Origin of the sequence: Amycolatopsis sp. M39, assembly GCF_001651785.1 — a bacterium.
Classification (GTDB): domain Bacteria; phylum Actinomycetota; class Actinomycetes; order Mycobacteriales; family Pseudonocardiaceae; genus Amycolatopsis; species Amycolatopsis rubida.
Genome location: NZ_LWSF01000020.1, coordinates 97662 through 119075, shown reverse-complemented (window position 1 = coordinate 119075; position 21414 = coordinate 97662). Strand labels below are relative to the sequence as shown.

General features: G+C 70.6%; 11 protein-coding genes and 2 pseudogenes. 1 reads left to right on the top strand and 12 read right to left on the bottom strand.

Annotated features, from left to right (window positions below; genetic code table 11):
• Nucleotides 1-183: 183 nt before the first annotated feature.
• Nucleotides 184-744, bottom strand: coding sequence for an isochorismatase family protein (locus A4R44_RS32390; protein WP_067589099.1), 561 nt, complete (start codon nt 742-744; stop codon nt 184-186).
• A 58-nt stretch (nt 745-802) separates the two neighbouring features.
• The gene (locus tag A4R44_RS32385; protein WP_093576995.1) at nt 803-1327 is read right to left on the bottom strand and encodes a MarR family winged helix-turn-helix transcriptional regulator; all 525 of its coding nucleotides are present in this window, start codon (nt 1325-1327) and stop codon (nt 803-805) included.
• 80 nt (nt 1328-1407) lie between these two features.
• Here A4R44_RS32385 and A4R44_RS32380 point away from each other — a divergent pair, with 80 nt between their 5' ends.
• Nucleotides 1408-2229: an oxidoreductase gene (locus tag A4R44_RS32380; RefSeq protein ID WP_067589097.1), complete on the top strand. Its 822-nt coding sequence runs from the start codon at nt 1408-1410 to the stop codon at nt 2227-2229.
• 29 nt (nt 2230-2258) lie between these two features.
• On the opposite strand, the gene A4R44_RS32375 is transcribed toward A4R44_RS32380, so the two are convergent.
• The 10 genes and pseudogenes from A4R44_RS32375 to glgX (A4R44_RS32330) all read right to left on the bottom strand — a co-directional run bounded on the left by A4R44_RS32375 (nt 2259) and on the right by glgX (A4R44_RS32330) (nt 21399).
• The gene (locus A4R44_RS32375; RefSeq protein WP_067589155.1) at nt 2259-3701 is read right to left on the bottom strand and encodes a S1C family serine protease; all 1443 of its coding nucleotides are present in this window, start codon (nt 3699-3701) and stop codon (nt 2259-2261) included.
• Between the two features lie 207 nt (nt 3702-3908).
• A pseudogene (locus A4R44_RS32370) lies at nt 3909-4733 on the bottom strand (family 16 glycosylhydrolase); the annotation flags it as partial.
• A gap of 260 nt (nt 4734-4993) precedes the next feature.
• Nucleotides 4994-7224: pseudogene (gene glgB, locus A4R44_RS32365) on the bottom strand (1,4-alpha-glucan branching protein GlgB).
• Nucleotides 7225-7229: 5 nt separating this feature from the next.
• Nucleotides 7230-8624 (bottom strand): aminoglycoside phosphotransferase, encoded by a 1395-nt coding sequence (locus A4R44_RS32360; protein WP_369805970.1) that lies wholly within the window; start codon nt 8622-8624, stop codon nt 7230-7232.
• A gap of 1 nt (nt 8625) precedes the next feature.
• Nucleotides 8626-10419 (bottom strand): maltose alpha-D-glucosyltransferase, encoded by a 1794-nt coding sequence (gene treS / locus A4R44_RS32355; RefSeq protein ID WP_067589094.1) that lies wholly within the window; start codon nt 10417-10419, stop codon nt 8626-8628.
• A 90-nt stretch (nt 10420-10509) separates the two neighbouring features.
• Entirely contained in the window at nt 10510-12489 is a 1980-nt protein-coding gene (locus A4R44_RS32350; RefSeq protein WP_067589092.1) for an alpha-1,4-glucan--maltose-1-phosphate maltosyltransferase, read from the bottom strand.
• Nucleotides 12490-12791: 302 nt separating this feature from the next.
• Nucleotides 12792-14936 carry a glycogen debranching protein GlgX gene (gene glgX, locus A4R44_RS32345; RefSeq protein ID WP_067589087.1) on the bottom strand — a complete coding sequence of 715 codons (2145 nt, stop codon included), beginning with the start codon at nt 14934-14936 and terminating at the stop codon, nt 12792-12794.
• A gap of 303 nt (nt 14937-15239) precedes the next feature.
• Nucleotides 15240-17009, bottom strand: a complete 1770-nt coding sequence (gene treZ, locus A4R44_RS32340) for a malto-oligosyltrehalose trehalohydrolase (RefSeq protein ID WP_067589083.1) — start codon at nt 17007-17009, stop codon at nt 15240-15242.
• Nucleotides 17006-19276: a malto-oligosyltrehalose synthase gene (treY, locus tag A4R44_RS32335; RefSeq protein WP_067589080.1), complete on the bottom strand. Its 2271-nt coding sequence runs from the start codon at nt 19274-19276 to the stop codon at nt 17006-17008. Before treY ends, treZ begins: the two co-directional genes overlap by 4 nt.
• A complete protein-coding gene (gene glgX / locus A4R44_RS32330) occupies nt 19273-21399 on the bottom strand; it encodes a glycogen debranching protein GlgX (protein WP_067589078.1) in 2127 nt (708 codons plus the stop codon). The genes treY and glgX (A4R44_RS32330) overlap by 4 nt, the downstream gene beginning before the upstream one ends.
• Nucleotides 21400-21414: the final 15 nt, after the last annotated feature.

Below are 21414 nucleotides of genomic sequence, written 5' to 3'. Positions count from 1 at the left end.
GGACGAACTGTGGCCCAGACTCCTCAGCTTCCGGCGCACGCCGACGGGCGCGACTCGGCCGGTCCGGGCGGCTTCGAGTTCTGGCTCGTGAGTGTTTGTGCCGGTTCTAACCGGCACCAACGCTGACGAGCGGCCAGCCTTGTCTGCCGCGCGGCCTTCCGGTGTCTCGCTCCCGGCGAGGTCTCAGGCGCCAGGTTTGAAAGCGACCTCCTTCGTGGCGACAGTGCCCGCGGTCCGGCCGGGGGCGGTCTGGTGGGTCCAGTACAGGTTCGTGTGCGCGATGACCTGCGCGGGCGGCGGCGCGCCCCACTTGGTGAGGTCGTCGGTCGTGTGGGCGTCGCTCACCAAGGTTGCGTCGTAGCCTCGGGCGAGGGCGCCGTGCAGGGTGGAGCGGATGCAGGCATCCGTTTGGGCTCCGCTCACCACCAGGTGCCCGACTCCCAGGTCGGCGAGGACGGACTCCAGGGCGGTGTCTTCGAAGGAGTCGCCGTAGGACTTCTCCACCAAAGGTTCGGACGGCGAGGGCGTGAGTTCCGGGACCAGGTTCCATTCCGGGCTGCCCTTCGCCAGGCCTTCGTCGTTGTGCCGGACCCAGACGACGGGAACCTCGGCTTCGCGGGCTTTGCCCACCAGCACGGCCACGTTCGCCACCACGTTGTCCCGCTCGTGCGAGCCCGCGACGACGCCGTTCTGCACGTCGACTACCAGCAATGCGGTGTTCGGGCGGTCGTTGAGAGTGGTCATCGGTTCTTCCCTCCAGTCAGGTACCGCTCACGCTAGCCCCGCCCACCGACAAAAACCGTCACTCCGGGCGGAGAGCATCGTGCGGGGAGGACTCGCCGAACTCGGTTTCGAAGCGGGTCAGCAGACGGGAGAGGAGAGCGTTCAGGCCGGAGAGGTCGTCCTCGCCCAGGGCGGCGCTGAACAGAGCCTGTTCCCGTTCGGTGCGTTTCCGGGTGGCGGCGGCCCAGCGGGCGCGGCCTTTGCGGGTCAGGCGGATCGGGCGGCTCCGGCCGTCCGAGGACGCGGCGACGCGTTCTGCCAGGCCGGCTCGTTCCAGGCGGTCGATCCGGACGGTGACGGTCCCGGAGGTGACGCCGAGGCGGTCGCCCAGTTCCTTCGGGGTGAGCACCGCGGCACGGCCGGAGCGGTGCAAAGCCGACAATGCCTGCCAATCCCCCGTGCTGAAGCCGTATTCCTCCGCGACGCCGCGCAGCACCTGCTCGAACTGCCGCGACAGCCGTCCGATCCGCTGCCGGGCCGCTTCGACCTGCTCGTCCACGCCGTCGGGCATCACGGCCAGCCATTCGGGCAGGCCCGCCCCCACTGAGTCCAACTGGACACTCCCTCGAAACTCAAGGTAGTTTGATTTGACTATCAAGGTAAATGGTCCTGGGGAGGTCCGCAATGTCCGGACGCGTCTGGTTCATCACGGGAGCGAGCAGCGGGTTCGGCCGCGTGCTCGCGGAAACTGTGCTGGCGCGCGGGGAAAAGGTCGTGGCCACGGCTCGCGACACGAGTGTGCTCGAAGACCTGAAGACGTTCACCGCCCGGCTGGACGTCACGGATCCGGCGTCGGTCGAGGCGGCGGTGAACGCGGCGATCAGCGAGTTCGGGCGGATCGACGTGCTGGTCAACAACGCCGGGCACGGACTGGTCGGGGCGCTCGAAGAACTGACCGACGAGCAGGCGCGGCAGGTGCTGGAAACCAACGTGTTCGGCGTCCTGAACGTCACGCGCGCGGTGCTGCCGCACCTGCGGGCGCAGCGCAGCGGGCACATCGTGCAGTTGTCGTCGGTCGGCGGGGTGGTCGGGAACCCGGGGCACGCGCTGTACGCGACGTCGAAATTCGCGCTGGAAGGGATGTCCGAGGCGCTTGCCGGGGAGGTCGCACCGCTGGGGATCCGGGTGAGCCTGGTGGAGCCGGGGCCGTTCCGGACGGACTTCGCCGGGCGGTCGATGACGTTCTCCGAGCCCGTCGACGACTACCGCGAAACCCCGGCAGGCGTGCTGCGCCAACGGTTTTCCGCACAGGACGGCGTGCAGCCGAATGATCCGGCGAAGGCGGCCGGGGCGATTCTCAAGCTGGTCGACTCTCCGGACGCGCCGCTGCGGCTTCCGCTCGGACCCGAGGCGGTGACCCGGATCCGGGCGAAGCTTGAGCAGCAGCTCGCCGATCTCGCGGCATGGGAGGAGGTTTCGCTGGACACGCGTTATCCGGACGACTGAACACAGCGGCCGTCCGGATAACCGACGAGTCAGCCCACGGGGCCTTCGGCGGGCACGACGGTGACGTTCTGCTGCTGACCGGTCTGGTCGACGACGGTCACCGTCAGCTTGTCGCCGGGGTGATGCTGGTCCATCAGGGTGGTCAGCGTGGTGGGCGAGTCGACTGTTTTGCCGTCCACCGCGGTGATCACGTCGCCGGCGGCCAAGCCGGCCTTCGCGGCCGCGCCGTCGGGCACGACCTGCTGGATCGCCGCGCCCGAGCCGGTTCCGCCCTGCTGTTGCTGCTGACCGGCATCGCTGACGGTCACGCCGAGGAAGGCGCTCTTTCCGATGTGGACGGTGTCGGAGCCGGTGCCGCCGACGATCTGGTGGGCGATGGAGACGGCCTGGTTGACCGGGATCGCGTAGCCCTCGTTCCCGCTGGAACCCTGGGAACCGTCGCCCTGCGAGTCGCCCTGCGAACCGTCGCCCTGCGAGTTGTCGCCGGGGAAGCCGTTGCCGAGCCCGCCGTGGCCGCGCCGTCCGCCGCCGTTGAACTGGTATCCGGCCGAGGCCGCGGTGTCCATGCCGACGACCTGGCCCTGCGCGTTCACGAGCGGGCCGCCGGAATCTCCGGACTGGATGTTCGCGTCGACCTGGATCAGGTCCTTCAGCTGCTCGGACGAGCTGTTCGATTCGTCGGACGCGGTGATCGACTGGTTCAGCGCGGTCACCCGCCCGCCGGCCGGGATGGGCGCTCCCCCGGCGCCGCCGGCGTTGCCGAGCCCGACGACCGCGTCGCCGACCTTCACCGACGACGAATCGCCGAGCGTCTCCGTCGCCAATCCGGACGCGCCGGCCAGCTTGAGCACCGCGACGTCGTGGCTGCGGTCGTAGCCGAGCACGGAGGCGGGGTATGTCTGGCCGTTGCCGATGTCGGTGACCTTGATGCTCGTCGCGCCCTCGACGACGTGGTTGTTCGTGAGCACCTCGCCGTCGGCGGTGAGCACGATGCCGGTGCCCGCCGCGGCCGCGCCCTGGTAGCCCAGCTCGGTGTTGATGTTGACGATGCCCGCGCTGACCTTCTTCGCGATCGCCTGCGGGTCGATCGCCGTGTTCGACGGGTTGGTCTGGTTGCCGATCGAGCCGAAGTTCTGGTTCCCGGAGACGCCGGTCGGCGCGGACGGCGTCCACACGAAGTGCCCGACCCCGAGCCCGACGGCGACCGACAGCGCGATCGCGCCGACCGTGATCGCCGCTGTCCGCAACGGGTGATGCGAACGCGGCTGGGGAACCTGCTGTGCCGGGTAGGGCTGACCGGCGTACTGGCCGCCCGGCTGCGGGCCGTACCCGCCGGGCGGCGGGGCGCCCCAAGCCTGCTGCTGTCCCCAGCCCTGCTGGTACGGCTGCCCCGCTCCCGGCGAGTAGGGATGCGCCTGCCCGCCGTAGCCGGGCTGTCCCTGGTCGTGCCCGCCGCGCTCCTGCTCGTTCATGGTCCGCTCCCGCGTCTCGTCACCCTCCGCCAGCTCAGCAAACACCCGCTACCTGAGATTTTCCTTGCCGTGATCCGTGCGGAAGCTGTGTACCCGAGCGGCGGCACGGAAAAGCCCCGTCCGGCCCAGAATGGGCTGGGCCGGACGGGGCCCCGCGGAGACCGCGCCTTCTCCGCGCCGCCGGGGTTCCGGCGGCGAGGGTGGTCAGCTCACGTGCACGTAGTCGACCACCAGCTGTTGCGGGAACTGCGTGCTGCCGTCCGGGTCGCCCGGCCAGTCGCCGCCCACCGCGAGGTTGAGGATCAGGTAGAACGGGTGGTCGTACACCCATTTCTTGCCGTTCAGGTCCGCCGGGGTGCGGGTCTGGTAGGCCTGCCCGTCGACCAGCCAGACGATCTTGTCCGGCGACCAGTCGACCGCGTAGGTGTGGAAGTCGTCGGAGAAGTTCGGGCCGTTGAACGCCGCGCCGATGCCGCCCGCTCCCGAGTAGCCGGGGCCGTGGATCGTGCCGTGCACGGTGTTCGGCTCCTTGCCGATGTTCTCCATGATGTCGATCTCGCCGTCGTCCGGCCATTGCCCGCCGCCGAGCATCCAGAACGCGGGCCACATCCCTTGCCCGCGCGGCAGTTTCATCCGCACTTCCAGGTGCCCGTACGCCTGGCTGAACTTGCCGGCGGTGTTGAGCCGCGCCGAGGTGTACTGGCACGCGCCGTACCAGCAGTTGTTGCCGGAGTTCTCTTTCTTCGCGGTGATCACCAGGTGGCCCTGGCCGTCGAGCGCGCCGTTCGCCGCGCCCGCGGTGTACCACTGCCGTTCGTGGTTGTTGCCGTTGTTGTCGCCGGTTTCGTAGTTCCACTTGCTCCCGTCAGCGGGAGAGCCCGCCGGGCCGTCGAAATCATCGGAGAACCCGGCGGCCGGAGCGGCGGCGGGGGCCGCGTGCCCCGCGGGTGTCAGCGCGACCGCACCGGCGAGGGCGAGCGCCGCGGGGATCGCGAGCCGCCGCCAGCGGGCGGAGGTGTGCGTGGACGTCATCGTCATCCCTCAATCACTCGAGGGGCGGCCTGGCGGCGCCACCCCGGGTTTGTTGTGGATGGCAACAAAGTATGCCCACCAGTGCCTTCACCGGCAAGACGCCGCGTGGGTCATTTTCCGACCGGAGGCAGGCAACGGCGCTCACGGAGGGGATTACGGGCAGCTCAGGCTGGCCGGACGGGCAACCGCCCCGCCGACTGCTGTGCCGAGGTGCGTGAGGGCCACCCCTCACGACCCGCTGCCGCGGCGGAGCGCGGGGATCACGACTCGAGGTCGGCGGAGGGGCGTTCCTCCAGCAGCCACAACACCCCGCTCGGCGGCAGCTGCAGCACCGCCGACGCGGGCTGCCCGTGCCAAGGCTCCTCGGTCGCCTCCACCGCGCCCAGGTTCCCGACCCCGGAACCGCCGAAGGACTCCGCGTCGGTGTTCAGCGCCTCGGTCCACCGGCCCGCGGACGGAAGGCCGACCCGGTAGTCGTGGTGCGGCACTCCGGCGAAGTTCGCGATGCAGGCCAGCCGCGAGCCGTCCGCGCCAAGGCGCAGGAAGCTCAGCACGTTCCCGGCCGAGTCGTTCGCGTCGATCCAGCGGAAGCCCTCGGGCCGGACGTCGCCGCTGAACAGCGCGGCGGTGTCCCGGTAGATCGCGTTCAGCTGCCGGATCAGGTCGCGCACGCCGCGGTGCAGCGGGGTTTCCAGCAGATGCCAGTCCAGCGACCGCGACTCCGACCATTCGCGCGGCTGGCCGAATTCGCCGCCCATGAACAGCAGCTGCTTGCCCGGATGCGCCCACATGAAGGCCAGCAGCGCGCGCAGCCCGGCGGCCTTGTTCCAGTCGTCGCCCGGCATCCGTTCCCACAGCGAGCCCTTGCCGTGCACTACTTCGTCGTGCGACAGCGGCAGCACGAAATTCTCGCTCCACGCGTACACGAGCGAGAAGGTCATCTCGTTGTGGTGGTACGCCCGGTGGATCGGCTCCCGCGGCAGGGAGCGGGNGGCTCGTGCGACAGGTAGCGGAGCGTGTCGTGCATCCACCCCATGTTCCACTTGAAACCGAAGCCCAGGCCGCCCAGATGCGCCGGGCGGGTGACGCCGGGCCAGGCGGTGGATTCCTCGGCGACCATCACCACGCCCGGGTGTCGCTTGTAGACAGTCGCGTTGAGCTCCTGCAAAAACCGTACGGCGTCGAGGTTTTCCCGGCCGCCGTACTGGTTCGGCAGCCACTCGCCGTCCTTGCGCGAGTAGTCGAGGTACAGCATCGAGGCGACCGCGTCGACGCGCAGGCCGTCGAGGTGGTACTCCTCCAGCCAGAACAGCGCGTTCGCGACGAGGAAGTTGCGCACCTCGTTGCGGCCGAAGTTGAACACGAGCGTGCCCCAGTCCGGCTGCTCGCCGCGGCGCGGGTCCTCGTGCTCGTACAGCGGGCTGCCGTCGAACCGCGCCAGTGCCCAGATGTCGCGCGGGAAATGCGCGGGCACCCAGTCCACGAGCACGCCGATGCCGCGCTGGTGCAGGTGGTCGACCAGGTACCGGAAGTCGTCCGGCGAACCGAAGCGCGACGTCGGCGCGTAGTACGACGTGACCTGGTAGCCCCACGAGCCGCCGAACGGATGCTCGGCCACCGGGAGGAACTCCACGTGGGTGAAGCCGGTTTCCTCGACGTAGCCGGCCAGCTGGTCGGCCAGTTCGCGGTAGCCGAGCCCGGGCCGCCACGAGCCGAGGTGCACCTCGTACACGCTCATCGGCGCGTCCGCCCAGTCGGTCGCCTCGCGCCGGGCGACCCAGTCCTCGTCGCCCCAGGCATACGACGATTCGGTCACCTTCGACGCGGTCGCGGGCGGCACCTCGGTGGCGAACGCCATCGGGTCGGCCTTCTCGTGCCAATGGCCGTCCGCGCCGAGGATGCGGAATTTGTAGCAGCTGCCCGCCGAAACGCCGGGGACGAACAGCTCCCACACGCCCGAGGACCCGAGCGAGCGCATCGGGTGGCCGCGGCCTTCCCAGGCGTTGAAGTCGCCGATCACCCGCACGCCGCGCGCGGTCGGCGCCCACACCGCGAAGGACACGCCTTCGACGACGCCGTTCGGGGTGTCGTAGCGGCGCACGTGCGCGCCGAGCACGTCCCACAGCCGCTCGTGCCGTCCCTCGCCGATCAGATGCTGGTCCAGCTCCCCCACTGTCGGCAGCCAGCGGTACGGATCGTCGGTGACGACAGTGTGGTTGTCGTAGCCGACTTCGATCCGGTAGTCGCCCGGGTGTTCCGGCAGCGTCGCGGCGAACAGCGCGTCCGCCACGCGGTCCAGCGGGACGCGGCGCTCGCCGGCGACGACCGACACCGACGTCGCGCCCGGGCGCAGCGCGCGCACGACGATGTCGCCGCCGACGGTGTGCACGCCGAGCACCGAATGCGGGTCGTGGTGCTCGCCCGCCAGCAGCCGGTCGATGTCGAGCGGAGACGGCGCCGCCGAGGGCAGATCCGCGGGGACAGCGTTCACGGGGGTCACTCGCTTCCGTCGGTGCTGCGGGCGATCGCCGCCAGGGGCACGCTCAGCCAGTCCGGCCGGTTCGCGTGCTCGTAGGCGACCTCGTACACCGCTTTGTCCAGTTCAAAGGCACGGAGCAGGTACGCGTGCTCCCGCGGGTCGCCGACCGGGCCGTCGGCGCGGGCGTACCCGGCGCAGAACGCGGCGCGGTTGCGCCGGGCCCATTCCATCGCGTGCCGGGTCACGTCCGCGTTCTCGGGCTGCCCGACGAGCCGCTGGTGCGCCGCGTAGTCGAACGACCGGAGCATGCCCGCGACGTCGCGCAGCGGCGAGCGCAGCGCGTGCCGTTCCGCGACCGGGGCGGCCGGTTCGCCTTCGAAGTCCAGCAACAGCCATCCGTTGACGGTACGCAGCACCTGGCCCAAGTGCAGATCGCCATGGATGTACTGCATCGAGATCGGCGATTCGTGCGCGCGCACCGCCTCGAAGGCTCCGCGCAGCGCCGGCGCGTGCACGGCCAGCTCCGGGACCATCGCGGACACCTGGTCGAGGCGGTCGGTCATCGCGCGCACCGTGCGGTCCAGCTCGCCGCGGTCCGCGGACTCCGTGCCGAGCGCGGTCGCCAGGTCCGCGTGCACCTCGGCCACCGCGACGCCGAGCCGCTCGGCCTCGCCGGCGAAATCGCCGCCCGCCTCGTCCGCGGCCCGGTCCGGGTCGGCCAGCAGGTCCCGCACGCTCGTGGTCGCCATCGCCCAGCCGTCGACCGCGTCCGGCAGGAACTCCTGCAGCATGCCCATCGTCGCCGGTTCGCCGTGCAGTTCGCCGGAGATCGACCCGACCACGCGCGCCACGTGCTCGCAGCCCGCCTCCTGCAGCGCGCGGTGCAGCAGCAGGTCCTTGTTCAGGCCCGGGCTGAGCTTGCGGAACAGCTTGAGGATGTACTGACCGCCGTACACCAGCGACGTGTTGCTCTGCTCGGAGGTGATCGGCCGCGAGCGCAGCCCGGGTTCGAGCGTCGCGTCCGGCTCCGCCGCGAACCGCAGCGGCCCGGCCGAGCCGCCCGCCGCCATCCGGTCCAGCAGCCCGCCGGTGAGGTCCGCGTCGCCGCTCGCCTCGTAGAACCGCTCGCCGAGCACCGCGGCCGACGCGACCTCGGGAATCCCGGACCGGCGGCCCACCAGCAGCTGGTACGGCTCGACGCGGTCGCCCTGCACCACGTCGACGACCGCGTGCACCAGCAGCGGATCCGGACCGGCCAAAACGGTGAGGCCGGCCGGGCGCACCGCGTCGATCGGGCGGTCCTTGCCCGCGAACCAGCGCTGCGCGGGCAGCCAGTCCGGCAGCAGGGCGCTCAGCGCGCCGGACAGCTCGGACAGGACGGGCGGGGAACCGTGGTGCGGCAGCGGACTCACCTCATTCTTCCGGCTCGAGCAGCTGGAACCAGTAGAACCCGTGCCCGGGCAGGGTGAGAAGGTACGGCAGCTCGCCGATGTCCGGGAAGCGCACCCCGCCGGTCAGCTCGACCGGCGTCGCGCCCCGGTGCGCGGACAGGTCCAGCTCCACCGGCTGCGGGAACCGGGACAGGTTGTTGACGCACAGCACGACGTCCTCGCGGCCGTCCGGGCGCAGCCACCGGCGCTGGTAGGCCAGCACGCTCGGGTTCGAGCCGCCGAGGTCGGTGAAATCGCCCTGGCCGAACGCGTGGTGCTGCTTGCGGACCTCGATCATCCGGCGCGTCCAGTTCAGCAGCGACGCCGCGTTGTCGCCCTGCGCCTCGACGTTCAGCGCCTGGTGCCCGTACACCGGGTCCATGATCACCGGCAGGTAGATGCGGCCGGGATCGCAGGTGGAGAACCCGGCGTTGCGGTCGGGCGTCCACTGCATCGGGGTGCGGACGGCGTCACGGTCGCCGAGCCAGATGTTGTCGCCCATGCCGATCTCGTCGCCGTAGTACAGCACCGGCGACCCGGGCAGCGACAGCAGCAGCGCGGTGAACAGCTCCTGCTGGTTGCGGTCGTTGTCCAGCAGCGGGGCCAGCCTGCGGCGGATGCCGATGTTGGCCTTCATCCGCGGGTCCTTGGCGTACTCGGAGTACATGTAGTCGCGCTCTTCGTCGCTGACCATCTCCAGCGTCAGCTCGTCGTGGTTGCGCAGGAAGATGCCCCACTGCGTGCCGGACGGGATCTGCGGCGTCTGCAGCAGGATCTCCGAGATCGGGAACCGCGATTCCCGGCGCACCGCCATGAAGATCCGCGGCATCAGCGGGAAGTGGAACGCCATGTGGCATTCGTCGCCGCCGGACTCCGCGTCGCCGAAGTACTCCACCACGTCGCTGGGCCACTGGTTCGCCTCGGCCAGCAGGATCCGGCCGGGGTACTCGTCGTCGACGACTTTGCGGCAGCGCTTGAGGAAATCGTGCGTGCGCGGCAGGTTCTCGCAGTTCGTGCCTTCCTGTTCGAACAGGTACGGCACGGCGTCGAGGCGGAAGCCGTCGATGCCGATGTCGAGCCAGAACCGCAGCACGTCGATCATCGCGTCCTGCACGGCCGGGTTCTCGTAGTTGAGGTCCGGCTGGTGGGCGAAGAACCGGTGCCAGTAGAACTGGCCGCGCACCGGATCGTAGGTCCAGTTCGACGTTTCGGTGTCGACGAAGATGATCCGCGCGTCGGCATAGCGGGAATCGTCGTCGCTCCACACGTAGTAGTCGCCGTACGGGCCGTCCGGGTCCGAGCGCGACTGATGGAACCACGGATGCGCGTCGGAGGTGTGGTTGAGCACCAGGTCGGTGATCACCCGGATGCCGCGCCGGTGGGCCTCGTCGAGCAGGTAGACGAAGTCCTCGACGCTGCCGAATTCCGGCAGCACGGCCCGGAAATCGCTGATGTCGTAGCCGCCGTCGCGCAGCGGCGAGGCGTAGAACGGCGGCAGCCACAGGCAGTCCACCCCGAGCCATTCGAGGTAGTCCAGCCTGCCCGCCAGCCCGCGCAGGTCGCCGGTGCCGTCGCCGTTCGAATCGGCGAACGCGCGCACCAGCACCTCGTAGAACACCGCGCTCTTGAACCATTCCGGGTCCTTCGGCGCCGCGTGCGCGTGCGCGAAGTCGTCCGCCTGCGGCTCGACCAGCATGCCGTCGGCGGTCACCGCCTCCCCGGTGTGCGGCACGCCCGCCAGTCCCGCCGCGGCGCCGGGCCGGCTCTCCTCGTCCATCCGTTCCACCTTGTCCTGAGTCGCGTGTGCTGAACAGTGGTTATCCCGATCGGCGCCGGGATAACCGCCCGGGCCGGAGAAACCGCGGCGTCAGGCCGCGAGCCTGCGGCGCAGCGCCACGATGTGCGCCACCGCCCGCCACGGTTCGAGCCGGACGAAGTTCGCCTGGCCCCAGTCCCACGTCTCGCCGGTGACCTCGTCGTGCGCGATGAGCCGCTCGGACCAGTCGAAGCCGAGCGCGGGCAGGTCGAGCCAGAGCGTGCCCTCCCGCGCGTTGTGCGGGTCGAGGTTCACCACGGCGACGACTGTGTCGCCGGTCGCCGGGTCCTGTTTGGAGTAAGCGAGCAGGGAGTCGTTGTCGATGTGGTGAAAGCGCAGCGATCGCATGCCCTGCAGCGCCGGATGCGCGCGGCGGACGGCGTTGAGCCGGGCCAGCCACGGTTCCAGCGAACGGCCCTCGGCCAGCGCGCGAGCGTAGTCTCGCGGGCGGAGCTGGTACTTCTCGGAATCGAGGTACTCCTCGCTGCCCGGCCGCACCGCCTCGGATTCGAACAGCTCGTAGCCGGAGTACACGCCCCAGGTGGGCGACATCGTCGCGGCGAGCGCGGCGCGCAGCGCGAACATGCCCGGACCGCCGTGCTGCAGCGATTCGTGCAGGATGTCCGGAGTGTTCACGAACAGGTTCGGCCGGCCGTGGTCCCAGTGCTCGACGAGGTCCGTGCCGAACTCGGTCAGCTCCTGTTTCGTGGTGCGCCAGGTGAAATACGTGTAGCTCTGGGTGAAACCGAGCTTCGCCAGTCCCCACAGCCGGGCCGGGCGGGTGAACGCCTCGGCGAGGAACAGCACGTCCGGATGCGCGTCCTTCACCGACTGGATCAGCCACGCCCAGAAGTCCGGCGGCTTGGTGTGCGGGTTGTCGACCCGGAAGATCCGCACCCCGTGCGACACCCAGTGCAGCACGACGCGCAGCACCTCGTCGTAGATGCCGCGCGGGTCGTTGTCGAAGTTGACCGGATAGATGTCCTGGTACTTCTTCGGCGGGTTCTCCGCGTACGCGATGGTGCCGTCGGGACGGGTGGTGAAGAACTCCGGGTACTTGACCACCCACGGGTGGTCCGGCGCGGCCTGCAGCGCGAGGTCGAGCGCGACCTCCAGGCCGAGATCCTCCGCGCGCGCCACGAACGAGTCGAAGTCCTCGATCGTGCCCAGCTCCGGGTGGATCGCGTCGTGCCCGCCCTCGTCCGCGCCGATCGCCCACGGCGAGCCGACGTCGCCGGGCGTCGCGGCGAGAGTGTTGTTGGGGCCCTTGCGGTTCACCCGGCCGATGGGGTGCACCGGCGGCAGGTAGACGACGTCGAAACCCATGCCCGCGACGCGGTCCAGCTCGCGCTCGGCGGTGGCGAAGGTGCCGTGCACCGCGCGGCCCTGCGCGTCGACCCCGCCGGTGGACCGGGGGAAGAATTCGTACCAGGAACCGAAAGCGGCGCGTTTGCGGTCGACCCACAGCTTCAGCACGCGGCCCTTGGTGATCAGCTCGCGCACCGGGAAATCGTGCATGAGCTGGCGGACCTCGGGCGAGAGCGCCGGTCCGACGCGCTCGGCGAGATCGCGTCCGCCCTCGCGCAGCGCGGCCGCGGCCGCGGCGAGCAGCGGGCGCTGCGCCCGGCGCTCCGGGCGGCGGGAGACGCGGTCGAGCAGCAGCGCCCCGCTTTCCAGGTCGTTCGCCAGCTCCCCCGGCCCCTGCCCGGCGGCGATCTTCACCTCGACCGCGTGTTCCCAGGTGGCCCACGGATCGCTCCACGCGTCCACCCGGTAGGTCCACATGCCCTCGGCGTCGGGCACGATCACCGCGCCGAACCGGTCGAGCCCGCGGCCCTGCCCGGCCATCCGCGTCTGGCGCGCGGCGCGGTCGCCCGGACCGCGCCAGGCGACCGTCGCGGCGACCGCGTCGTGGCCCTCCCGCCAGACCGTGGCGGTGACGGGGAAATGTTCGCCCGCAACGGCTTTGGCCGGATACCGGCCGCAGCTGACCATGGGTGCGACGTCGTCGATCCCGAGCCTGCCGGTCATGGCGATGCCCCTTTTTCACGGTGGGTGGGAGAGTGGCCGGAAGGTGCTTCCGCGAGTACGGTCAGTGTGCCTGATTCCTCCAAAGCCGTTGACAGCGGGGCCTTTTTCTGATTTTCCCGCCACCCGGCCGGGCGAAACGCGCCCATTCGGCGGAACTCCCGGACGCATTCCCGTCTCCCGCCCGCAACACGCACGCCGAATCGCGTTAACAATCGACGGCGCGTTCCGGTGATTACCCGCGAGTATCGGCGCGGATGTCCGAAGCGTGCGTCGCCGTCGGTGAAGGATCTCCGCGAGGCGGGTTACAGCTGCGGGATCTCCACCGTGTCCCGCGGCGCGCGCAGCAAAAGCAGCGACCGCGCCTCGACCGTGATCCGAGCCTTCGGCTCCAGCACGCCGGGGCCGGCCGGGGTGCCGTCGGCGGTGCTGGTGTCCAAAGTGGGCTTGAAGGTCTCTCCGTACTCCGGGCCGGGCAGCACGATCTCCGCCGGTTCGGCCCCCGCGTGCAGCACGAGCAGCCACGAGTGGTCGGTGACGAGCGCGCCCTCGCGATTGCGCGCCTGGCTGTTCGAGCCGTCGATCCACATGCAGAGCGTGCGGCGGTCCTCGTCGAACCAGTCGATCTCGTCGAATTCCTCGCCGTCCGGGCGGAACCAGACGAGGTCGGGCTTGCCGGTGACCGTGGTGCGGCCCTCGAAGAACTCCGGCTGCCGCAGCGCCGGGCTGTGCGCGCGCAGCCGGACCACGCGGCGGGCGAAGTCGAGCATCGGCTCGGACGCCTCGGTCGGGGTCCAGTCGATCCACGACGTTTCGTCGTCGAGGCAGTAGGCGTTGTTGTTGCCGTGCTGGGTCCGCCACATCTCGTCGCCCGCGGTGAACATCGGGGTGCCGGTGGACAGCAGCAGCGTCGCGAACAGGTTGCGCGCCTGGCGGGTGCGCAGCGCGACGATCGCCGCGTCGTCGGTCTCGCCCTCCGCGCCGTGGTTCCACGAGCGGTTGTCGTTCGTGCCGTCGCGGTTGTCCTCGCCATTGGCCTCGTTGTGCTTTTCGTTGTAGGACACCAGGTCCCGCAGCGTGAAGCCGTCGTGGGCGGTGACGAAGTTGATCGACTGCCACGGCCGGCGCAGGTTGTGGTCGTACAGATCCGACGAGCCGGACAGCCGGTACGCGAGGTCGCGCACGCCGGTCGCGCCGCGCCAGAAGTCGCGGACGGTGTCGCGGTAGCGGCCGTTCCACTCGGCCCACTGCGCGCCGAAGTCGCCGACGCGGTAGCCCTCGCCGGTCGCGTCCCACGGTTCGGCGATCAGCTTGCAGCGCGACAGCACCGGGTCGGCGGTGATCGCGGTGAGCATCGTGGACTCGCGGTCGAACATCTCGCCGCGCGGGCGGCCGAGCGTGCTCGCCAGGTCGAAACGGAACCCGTCGACGCCCATCTCCTGCGTCCAGTACCGCAGCGAGTCGGTGACCAGCCGGACGACCGTCGGCGAACCAGCGTCGAGGGTGTTGCCGCAGCCGGTGAGGTCGGCCAGATGGCCGCGGCGGGTGTGCAGGTAGTACGCCGGGGCGTCGAGGCCGCGCAGCGAGAGCGTCGGGCCGTCCGGGCCGCCTTCGCAGGTGTGGTTGAACACGACGTCGAGCAGCACCTCGATGCCGGCCGCGTGCAGGGCCGCCACCATCGTGCGGAACTCCTCGACCTCGCGACCCGGCTCGCTCGCGTACCCGGCGTGCGGCGCGAAGTAGCCCAGCGGCGAGTAGCCCCAGTAGTTGTGCCGCCCCGAGCGGATCAGCGCGGGCTCGTCGGCGAACGCGTGCACCGGCAGCAGTTCGACGGTCGTCACGCCGAGCCGGGTCAGGTGCTCGATCACGACCGGGTGCGCGAGGCCGAGGTACGTGCCGCGCAGCGCTTCCGGGATGAACGGATGCTGCTGGGTGAACCCCTTCACGTGCAGTTCGCAGATCACCGATTCCTCGAACGGCACCTCGGGCTTGCTGCCGGTGTCCTGCCCGCCCGGCGAGGTGACCACCGACAGCGGCACCGCGCCCAGGGAGTCCACAGTGGACATCGGGCCGCGCTCGGGGTCGCCGGTGAAGCCCTGCGCGGCGTGCAGGCTGGCGAGCTTGCCGTCGATCCGGCGTGCGTACGGGTCGACGAGGAGCTTGGCCGGGTTGCAGCGGTAGCCGTGCGCCGGGTCGTACGGACCGTGCACGCGGTAGCCGTAGCGCTGACCGACCGTGACACCCGGGACGAGCCCGTGCCAGACGCCGAACGTGCGTTCCGTCAGCTCGATCCGTCGTTCGGAACCGTCGTCGCCGATGAGACACACCTCGACCGCCTCGGCGACGGCGGACGTCACCGCGAACCGGACGCCGCCCGCCTCCGGGTGGGCGCCGAGCGGAAACGGACGTCCGGCGAGGACCTGGTTGTCGGATGCGGGTCGCTGTGCCATGCGCCGATCTTTTCAAACCCGGGGCCGCGGCGGGCTCCGGCGCTTGGCTGAACTTGCCCGGAGCAGGGGTGGTGACCTGGGCCGATGGCAGCGCCAGCAGGGGTCGCGGGCCGGGCGTGCCCCTCGACCTCGGGATTCCGGACAGGTTTTGTCAGTGGAACCACGGCATGCTGGTCGGCGGGTACCGCACCCGGCTTACCGGCCTCACCAGGCAAGAAGCCGGGCCGCGCGAAGCCGCCCGGACCGTCGAGCCGCACGGTGTGGTGCTCCAGGCCCGTCACCGGTACCTGGTCGCCGAGGCGCTCACGACGCCGCCGCCGCGCCGCACCGGGTCGCGACCAGAACGAACGACTCCGCGGGCAGCGCCGTCGCACCCTCGCCGACCGCGGGATTTCCCCACGACGCCAGCACCTCCCCCGCCACCGGAACCTCGACCGGCTTCGCCCCGAAGTTGCACGCCAGCCGCAGTCCGCCCCGGTGCAGGACCAGCCACGCGTCGTCCGCCGCGGTCTCCACGACGACGCGGTCCAGCCGGGGGTCGGTCAGGTCCGGGTGTTCCCGGCGAAGGCGGATCAGCGTCCGGTACAGGCCGAGGATCTCGCGGTGGCCCGGTTTGCCCGGTTCGGTCCAGTCGAGCCGGGAGCGGGCGACGGTGGCCGGGTCCATCGGGTCCGGTACGTCCGTCTCGCCCCAGCCGTGCCGGGCGAACTCGCGGCGCCTGCCGGTCCGGACGGCCTCGGCCAGTTCGGGGTCCGGGAACGACGCGAAGAACTGCCACGGCGTCTCCGCGGCCCACTCCTCCCCCATGAACAGCATCGGCGTGAACGGCGAGCAGAACACCACCGCCGCGCCGCAGGCGAGCAGGCCGGGCGAAACGGTCGCGGACAGCCGGTCGCCGGTCGCGCGGTTGCCGATCTGGTCGTGGTCCTGCACGTAGGCCAGGAACCGGTGGCCGGGGGCGACGCGCCGGTCCAGCGGGCGGCCGTGGCCGCGGGAGCGGAACGACGACCAGGTCCCGGCGTGGAAGAACGCCTCCCGCAGGGTCTTGGCCAGCGCGCCGGGCTCGGCGAAATCGGTGTAGTAGCCGGTGGTTTCGCCGGTGAGCCGGACGTGCAGCGCGTGGTGCAGGTCGTCGGACCACTGCGCGTGCAGGCCGTAGCCGCCGGCGTCACGCGTGGTGACGAGCTTGGGGTCGTTCTGGTCGGACTCGGCGATCAGCGTCAGCGGACGGTTCAGAGCCGCCGACAGCGCGTCGACCTCGGCGGAGAGGTCCTCCAGCAGGTGCACGGCGCGGTTGTCGACCAGCGCGTGCACGGCGTCCAGGCGGAGGCCGTCGAAGTGGAAGTCGCGCAGCCAGCCCAGCGCGTTGTCGATGACGTAGCGGCGGACCTCGTCCGAACCCGGGCCGTCGAGGTTCAGCCCGGCGCCCCAGTCGGTGCGGCCGGCGAAGTACGGGCCGAACCGGTCGAGGTAGGCGCCGGACGGGCCGAGGTGGTTGTAGACGACGTCGAGCAGGACCGCGAGCCCGCGGGCATGACACGCGTCGACCAGGCGCTTCAGCCCGTCGGGACCGCCGTACGGTTCGTGCGCCGCGCCCCACAGGACGCCGTCGTAGCCCCAGCCCGCGGTGCCGTCGAAGGAGTTCACCGGCAGCAGTTCGACGTGCGTGACGCCGAGGTCGACCAGGTGCCCGAGCCGGTCGGCGACCGCGTCGAACGTGCCTGCCTCGGTGAAGGTGCCGACGTGCAGTTCGTAGACCACGCCGCCGGGCAGCTGCCGTCCGGTCCACGCCTGGTCGGTCCACGCGAAGGCGGAATGGTCGTAGACGCGTGATGCTTCGTGGACGCCGTTCGGCTGGCGCAGCGAGCGCGGGTCCGGCAGCGGGCGCGCGTCGTCGTCGAGCAGGAAGGCGTAGTCGGTGCCGGTCGCGTCTGACCGCCACCAGCCGCCGGCGGTGGGGGTCATGTCGTGGACGACGCCGTCGACCTGGATGCGGACGCGGTCGGCGGCGGGGGCCCAGACAGTAAAAGCTCGTGCGTGGTTGTCCCGGTGAGAACCGGCATCGCCCCTCACGAGCGCACCAGCAAAGCCACCGGGTACCTCCGGAAAAGTTCGGCCGCCCGCGGGGTGTCGCCGACTCCGCGGCCGGTCAGCACGTCGGTCCATTCACCAGTGCGGAGCGGCAGGACGGTGTCGCGCCAGCCGCCCGCCCGTTCCAGTCCCAGCGGCAGCCGCGTGACCGCCGCGGTCAGGCCCTCGCCGCGTTCGAAGGCCAGAAGGTGTTCCGCGGCAACGCCTTCAGCCTGCAACGGCCGGTATCCGGTGAAGAGCTCCGGCCGGTCCCGGCGCAGGGTCAGCGCGTGGTGCACCACCAGCAGTTTCGCCGCGCCGGTCTCGTCGACCTCCGGCTGTTCACCAGCCCGGATCCGGTCGAGCAACGAGCGACGGACGGTGTAGTCGACCGCGCGGCGGTTGTCCGGATCGACGAGCGAGTAGTCCCACAGCTCGGTGCCCTGGTAGACGTCCGGCACACCGGGCCCGGCCAGCTGCAGCAGCTTCTGCCCCAGCGAATTCGCCCAGCCCGCGCCGCGCACCCGCTTGACGAAACGCTCGACATCCGCCGCCAAGTCGGCGTCGCCGAGCACCGCGGACGGCCACTCGGCGACCGCGCGTTCGAAGTCCTCGTCGTGCTCGGTCCAGGAGGTGCGGAGTTTCGCTTCCTTGGCGGCCTTGTCGAGGTAGTCGCGCAGCCGCTCCGGCGAGATCGGCCACGCGCCCACAAGCGTCTGCCAGGCCAGGAGATTCAGCGCTGGCTCGTCGATCCCGCGCGCGGCCGTCCAGCGGCGGACCGCGACGGCGAACTCGTCCGCGACCTCCGACAGCGCGGCCATCCGGGCGCGAGTGTCCTCCGACCGCTTCGTGTCGTGAGTGGTCAGCGTGGTCATCGTCGCCGGGGCCGCGGCCGCCCGGCCCGCGGCCAGCGGGTGGAATTCCCCGGTGCTCAGCCCGAATCGGTCCGGGTTGCCGCCGACCTCGTTCAGCGCGGCGAACCGGGTGAACCGGTAGAAGGTCGTGTCCTCGGTGCCCTTCGCGACGACCATGCCCGACGTCTGCTGGATCCGCGTCGCCAGCTCGCCCTCCGGCGCGCCGCGCACCTGGCTGTCGAGCGCTTCGAGCGCCGGGGCCAGCTCCGGCCGCCGCTTGCGTGCCCGCGCGACGGCGGTCGCCCAGTGGCCGGCTCCCTCGGGAAGGTAGGAGCGGTAGACCGGGAACGCGATCATCACCTCGGCGACGGCGGCGCGGGCCGCCTCGGCGTCCACGCCTGGGAGCAGCGCCGCGATCCGGTGCACCTCGGCGACCAGGATGCCGTCGGTCACCAGCCTCCGCGCGTTTTCCTCGACCGCGTGATAGTCGGTGCGCACGCCTTGCCCGGCGGCGAGCCGGGTGAACACCGACCCCGCCGCCGGATCCACGAACACACCGGTGATCTCGCGCAGCGCGTCGTATCCGGTGGTCCCGTCCACCGGCCAGCTCTGCGGCAGCGCCTCGCCCGGGTGCAGGATCTTCTCCGCCACCAGCCACGCCCCGGGCGCGCCCTCGCGGAGCCGCCGGAAGTAGCCGCCGGGGTCGGCGAGGCCGTCCGGATGGTCCACGCGCAGGCCGGTGACGTCGCCGTCGGACACCCAGCGCAGCACCTCGCCGTGCGTGTCGGCGAACACCTCCGGCCGCTCGACGGTGACCGCGGCCAGGGTGGTGATGTCGAAGAACCGCCGGTAGTTCAGCTCCCGGTTGCCGCGCCGCCAGCCGACCAGCTCGTAATGCTGGCGCGCGTGCACGTCGGCCGGTGCGCCGCCGCCGGTGCCGGGTGCGATCGGGAACCGGTGGTCGTAGTAGACGAGCTCGTCACCTTCGATGGCCAGCTCGTCGTTGTCGTTCCCGAGCACCGGAAGCAGCAGCCGGCCGCGGCTCCAGTCGATGTCGAAAAACGGCGCGTACGGCGAATCCCGGCCGTTCCGGAGAACGTCCCACCACCACTGGTTCGCTTTCGCGACCTCGACCGACATGTGGTTCGGCACGATGTCCACCACGAACCCGAGCCCGGCGTCCCTCAGCCGCGCCGCCAACGCCTTTCGCGCTTCTTCGCCGCCCAGTTCGCCCCGGGCGCGCGTCGGATCGGTGACGTCGTAACCGTGCGTGGACCCAGGCGTCGCGTCGAGCATCGGCGAGCCGTACAACGCGCCGACGCCCAGCTCGCGCAAGTACTCCACGATCGCGGCGGCGTCGGCGAAGCCGAACTCCGGCCGCAACTGCACCCGGTAGGTCGAGGACGGCGTGCTCATTCGCTTTCCTTCGCCGTGCGCTGCAGAACCACCAGCGAACGCGCGGCGAGCGTGAACTTGCCGCCGCCTTCGACCGGTTCGACGTCGCTGTGCCCGACCGCCCCGGTCTCGGTGTCCACCACGACTGTCCATTCGCGACCGTAGCCGTTGCCCGGCAGGGTCATCGCGATGTCCTCCCAGTGCGCGTTGAACGCGAGCAGGAACGAATCGTCGGACACCGGCATCCCGCGCGGGTCGAGGTCCGGGATCCCTTCCCCGTTCAGGAAAATCACCACGGACTTGCCGAACGCGTCGTCCCAGTTCTGCTCGGTCATCTCCTCGCCCGCCGGGGTGAACCAGGCGATGTCGCCCAGTTCCTCGCCCTTGCGCACCGGCTTGCCCTGGAAGAACCGGCGGCGGCGGAACACCGGATGCGCCTTGCGGAACTCGGCGAGCGCGGCGGTGAACCCGACCAGATCGGCGTTCTCCGCGGCGAGTTCCCAGTCCATCCAGGACAGTTCGGTGTCCTGGCAGTAGGCGTTGTTGTTGCCCTGCTGGGTGCGGCCGAGTTCGTCGCCGTGCAGCAGCATCGGCACGCCCTGCGACAGCAGCAGCGTGGCGAGCAGGTTCCGCCGCTGCCGGGCGCGCAGCGCGAGGACGTCTTCGTCGTCCGTCGGGCCCTCGACGCCGCAGTTCCACGACCGGTTGTCGTCCGCGCCGTCGCGGTTGTCCTCGCCGTTGGCCTCGTTGTGCTTTTCGTTGTAGGACACCAGGTCGGCGAGCGTGAAGCCGTCGTGCGCGGTGACGAAGTTGATCGACGCGAACGGGCGGCGGCCGTCGTCCTGGTACAGATCCGACGAACCGGTGATCCGCGAAGCGAACTCGCCGAGGGTGGACGGTTCGCCGCGCCAGAAATCGCGCACGGTGTCGCGGTACTGCCCGTTCCATTCCGTCCACAGCGGCGGGAAGTTGCCGACCTGGTAGCCGCCCGGCCCGACGTCCCACGGTTCGGCGATCAGCTTCACCTGGCTCACGATCGGGTCCTGCTGCACGAGGTCGAAGAACGTCGACAGCCGGTCGACGTCGTAGAACTCGCGGGCCAGCGCGGAGGCGAGGTCGAACCGGAAGCCGTCCACGTGCATCTCGGTCACCCAGTACCGCAGCGAATCCATGATCAGCTGCAGCGTGTGCGGGCTGCGCACGTTGAGCGAATTCCCGGTGCCGGTGTAGTCCATGTAGTACTGCGGATCGTCCTCGACCAGGCGGTAGTACGCCTCGTTGTCGATGCCGCGCATGGACAGCGTCGGGCCGAGGTGGTTGCCTTCGGCGGTGTGGTTGTAGACGACGTCGAGGATCACCTCGATGCCGGCCTCGTGCAGGGCGCGGACCATGCCCTTGAACTCCTGCACCTGCTCGCCGCGGCCCGGCATCGCGGCGTACCCGTCATGCGGCGCGAAGTACCCGATCGTGTTGTAACCCCAGTAGTTGCGCAGGCCTTTCTCGTCGAGGCCGTGGTCGGTGACGAACTGGTGCACCGGCATCAGCTCCACCGTGGTCACGCCGAGCTTCTGCAGGTGCTCGACCACCGCCGGGTGCGCCAGCCCGGCGTACGTGCCGCGCAGCCGCTCGGGCACGAACGGGTGCGTCATCGTCATGCCGCGCACGTGCGTCTCGTAAATGACGGTTTCGTGGTAGGGCACGCGCGGCGCGCGGTCGTTGGCCCAGTCGAAGAACGGGCTCACCACGAGCGAATACGGCACGTGCCCCGCCGAATCGTCCTCGTTGAGCTGTTCCGGGTCGTCGAAGCGGTAGCTGAACAGCGCCTCGGACCAGTCCACGCCGCGGGACAGCGCCTTGGCGTACGGGTCGATCAGCAGCTTGCTCGGGTTGCAGCGCTGCCCGCGGCTCGGGTCGTACGGCCCGTGCACGCGGAATCCGTACCGCTGCCCGGGGCCGACGCCGAGCAGGTAGCCGTGGTGGACGAAGCCGTCGACCTCTTCCAGCCGCGAGCGGGTTTCGTTGCCCTCGTCATCGAACAGGCAGAGATCGACGTGCTCGGCGACTTCGGAGAACAGCGCGAAGTTCGTCCCCACGCCGTCGTAGGTCGCGCCGAGCGGGTAGGGCTTTCCGGGCCAGGGCCGCACAGGGCTTCTCCTTGG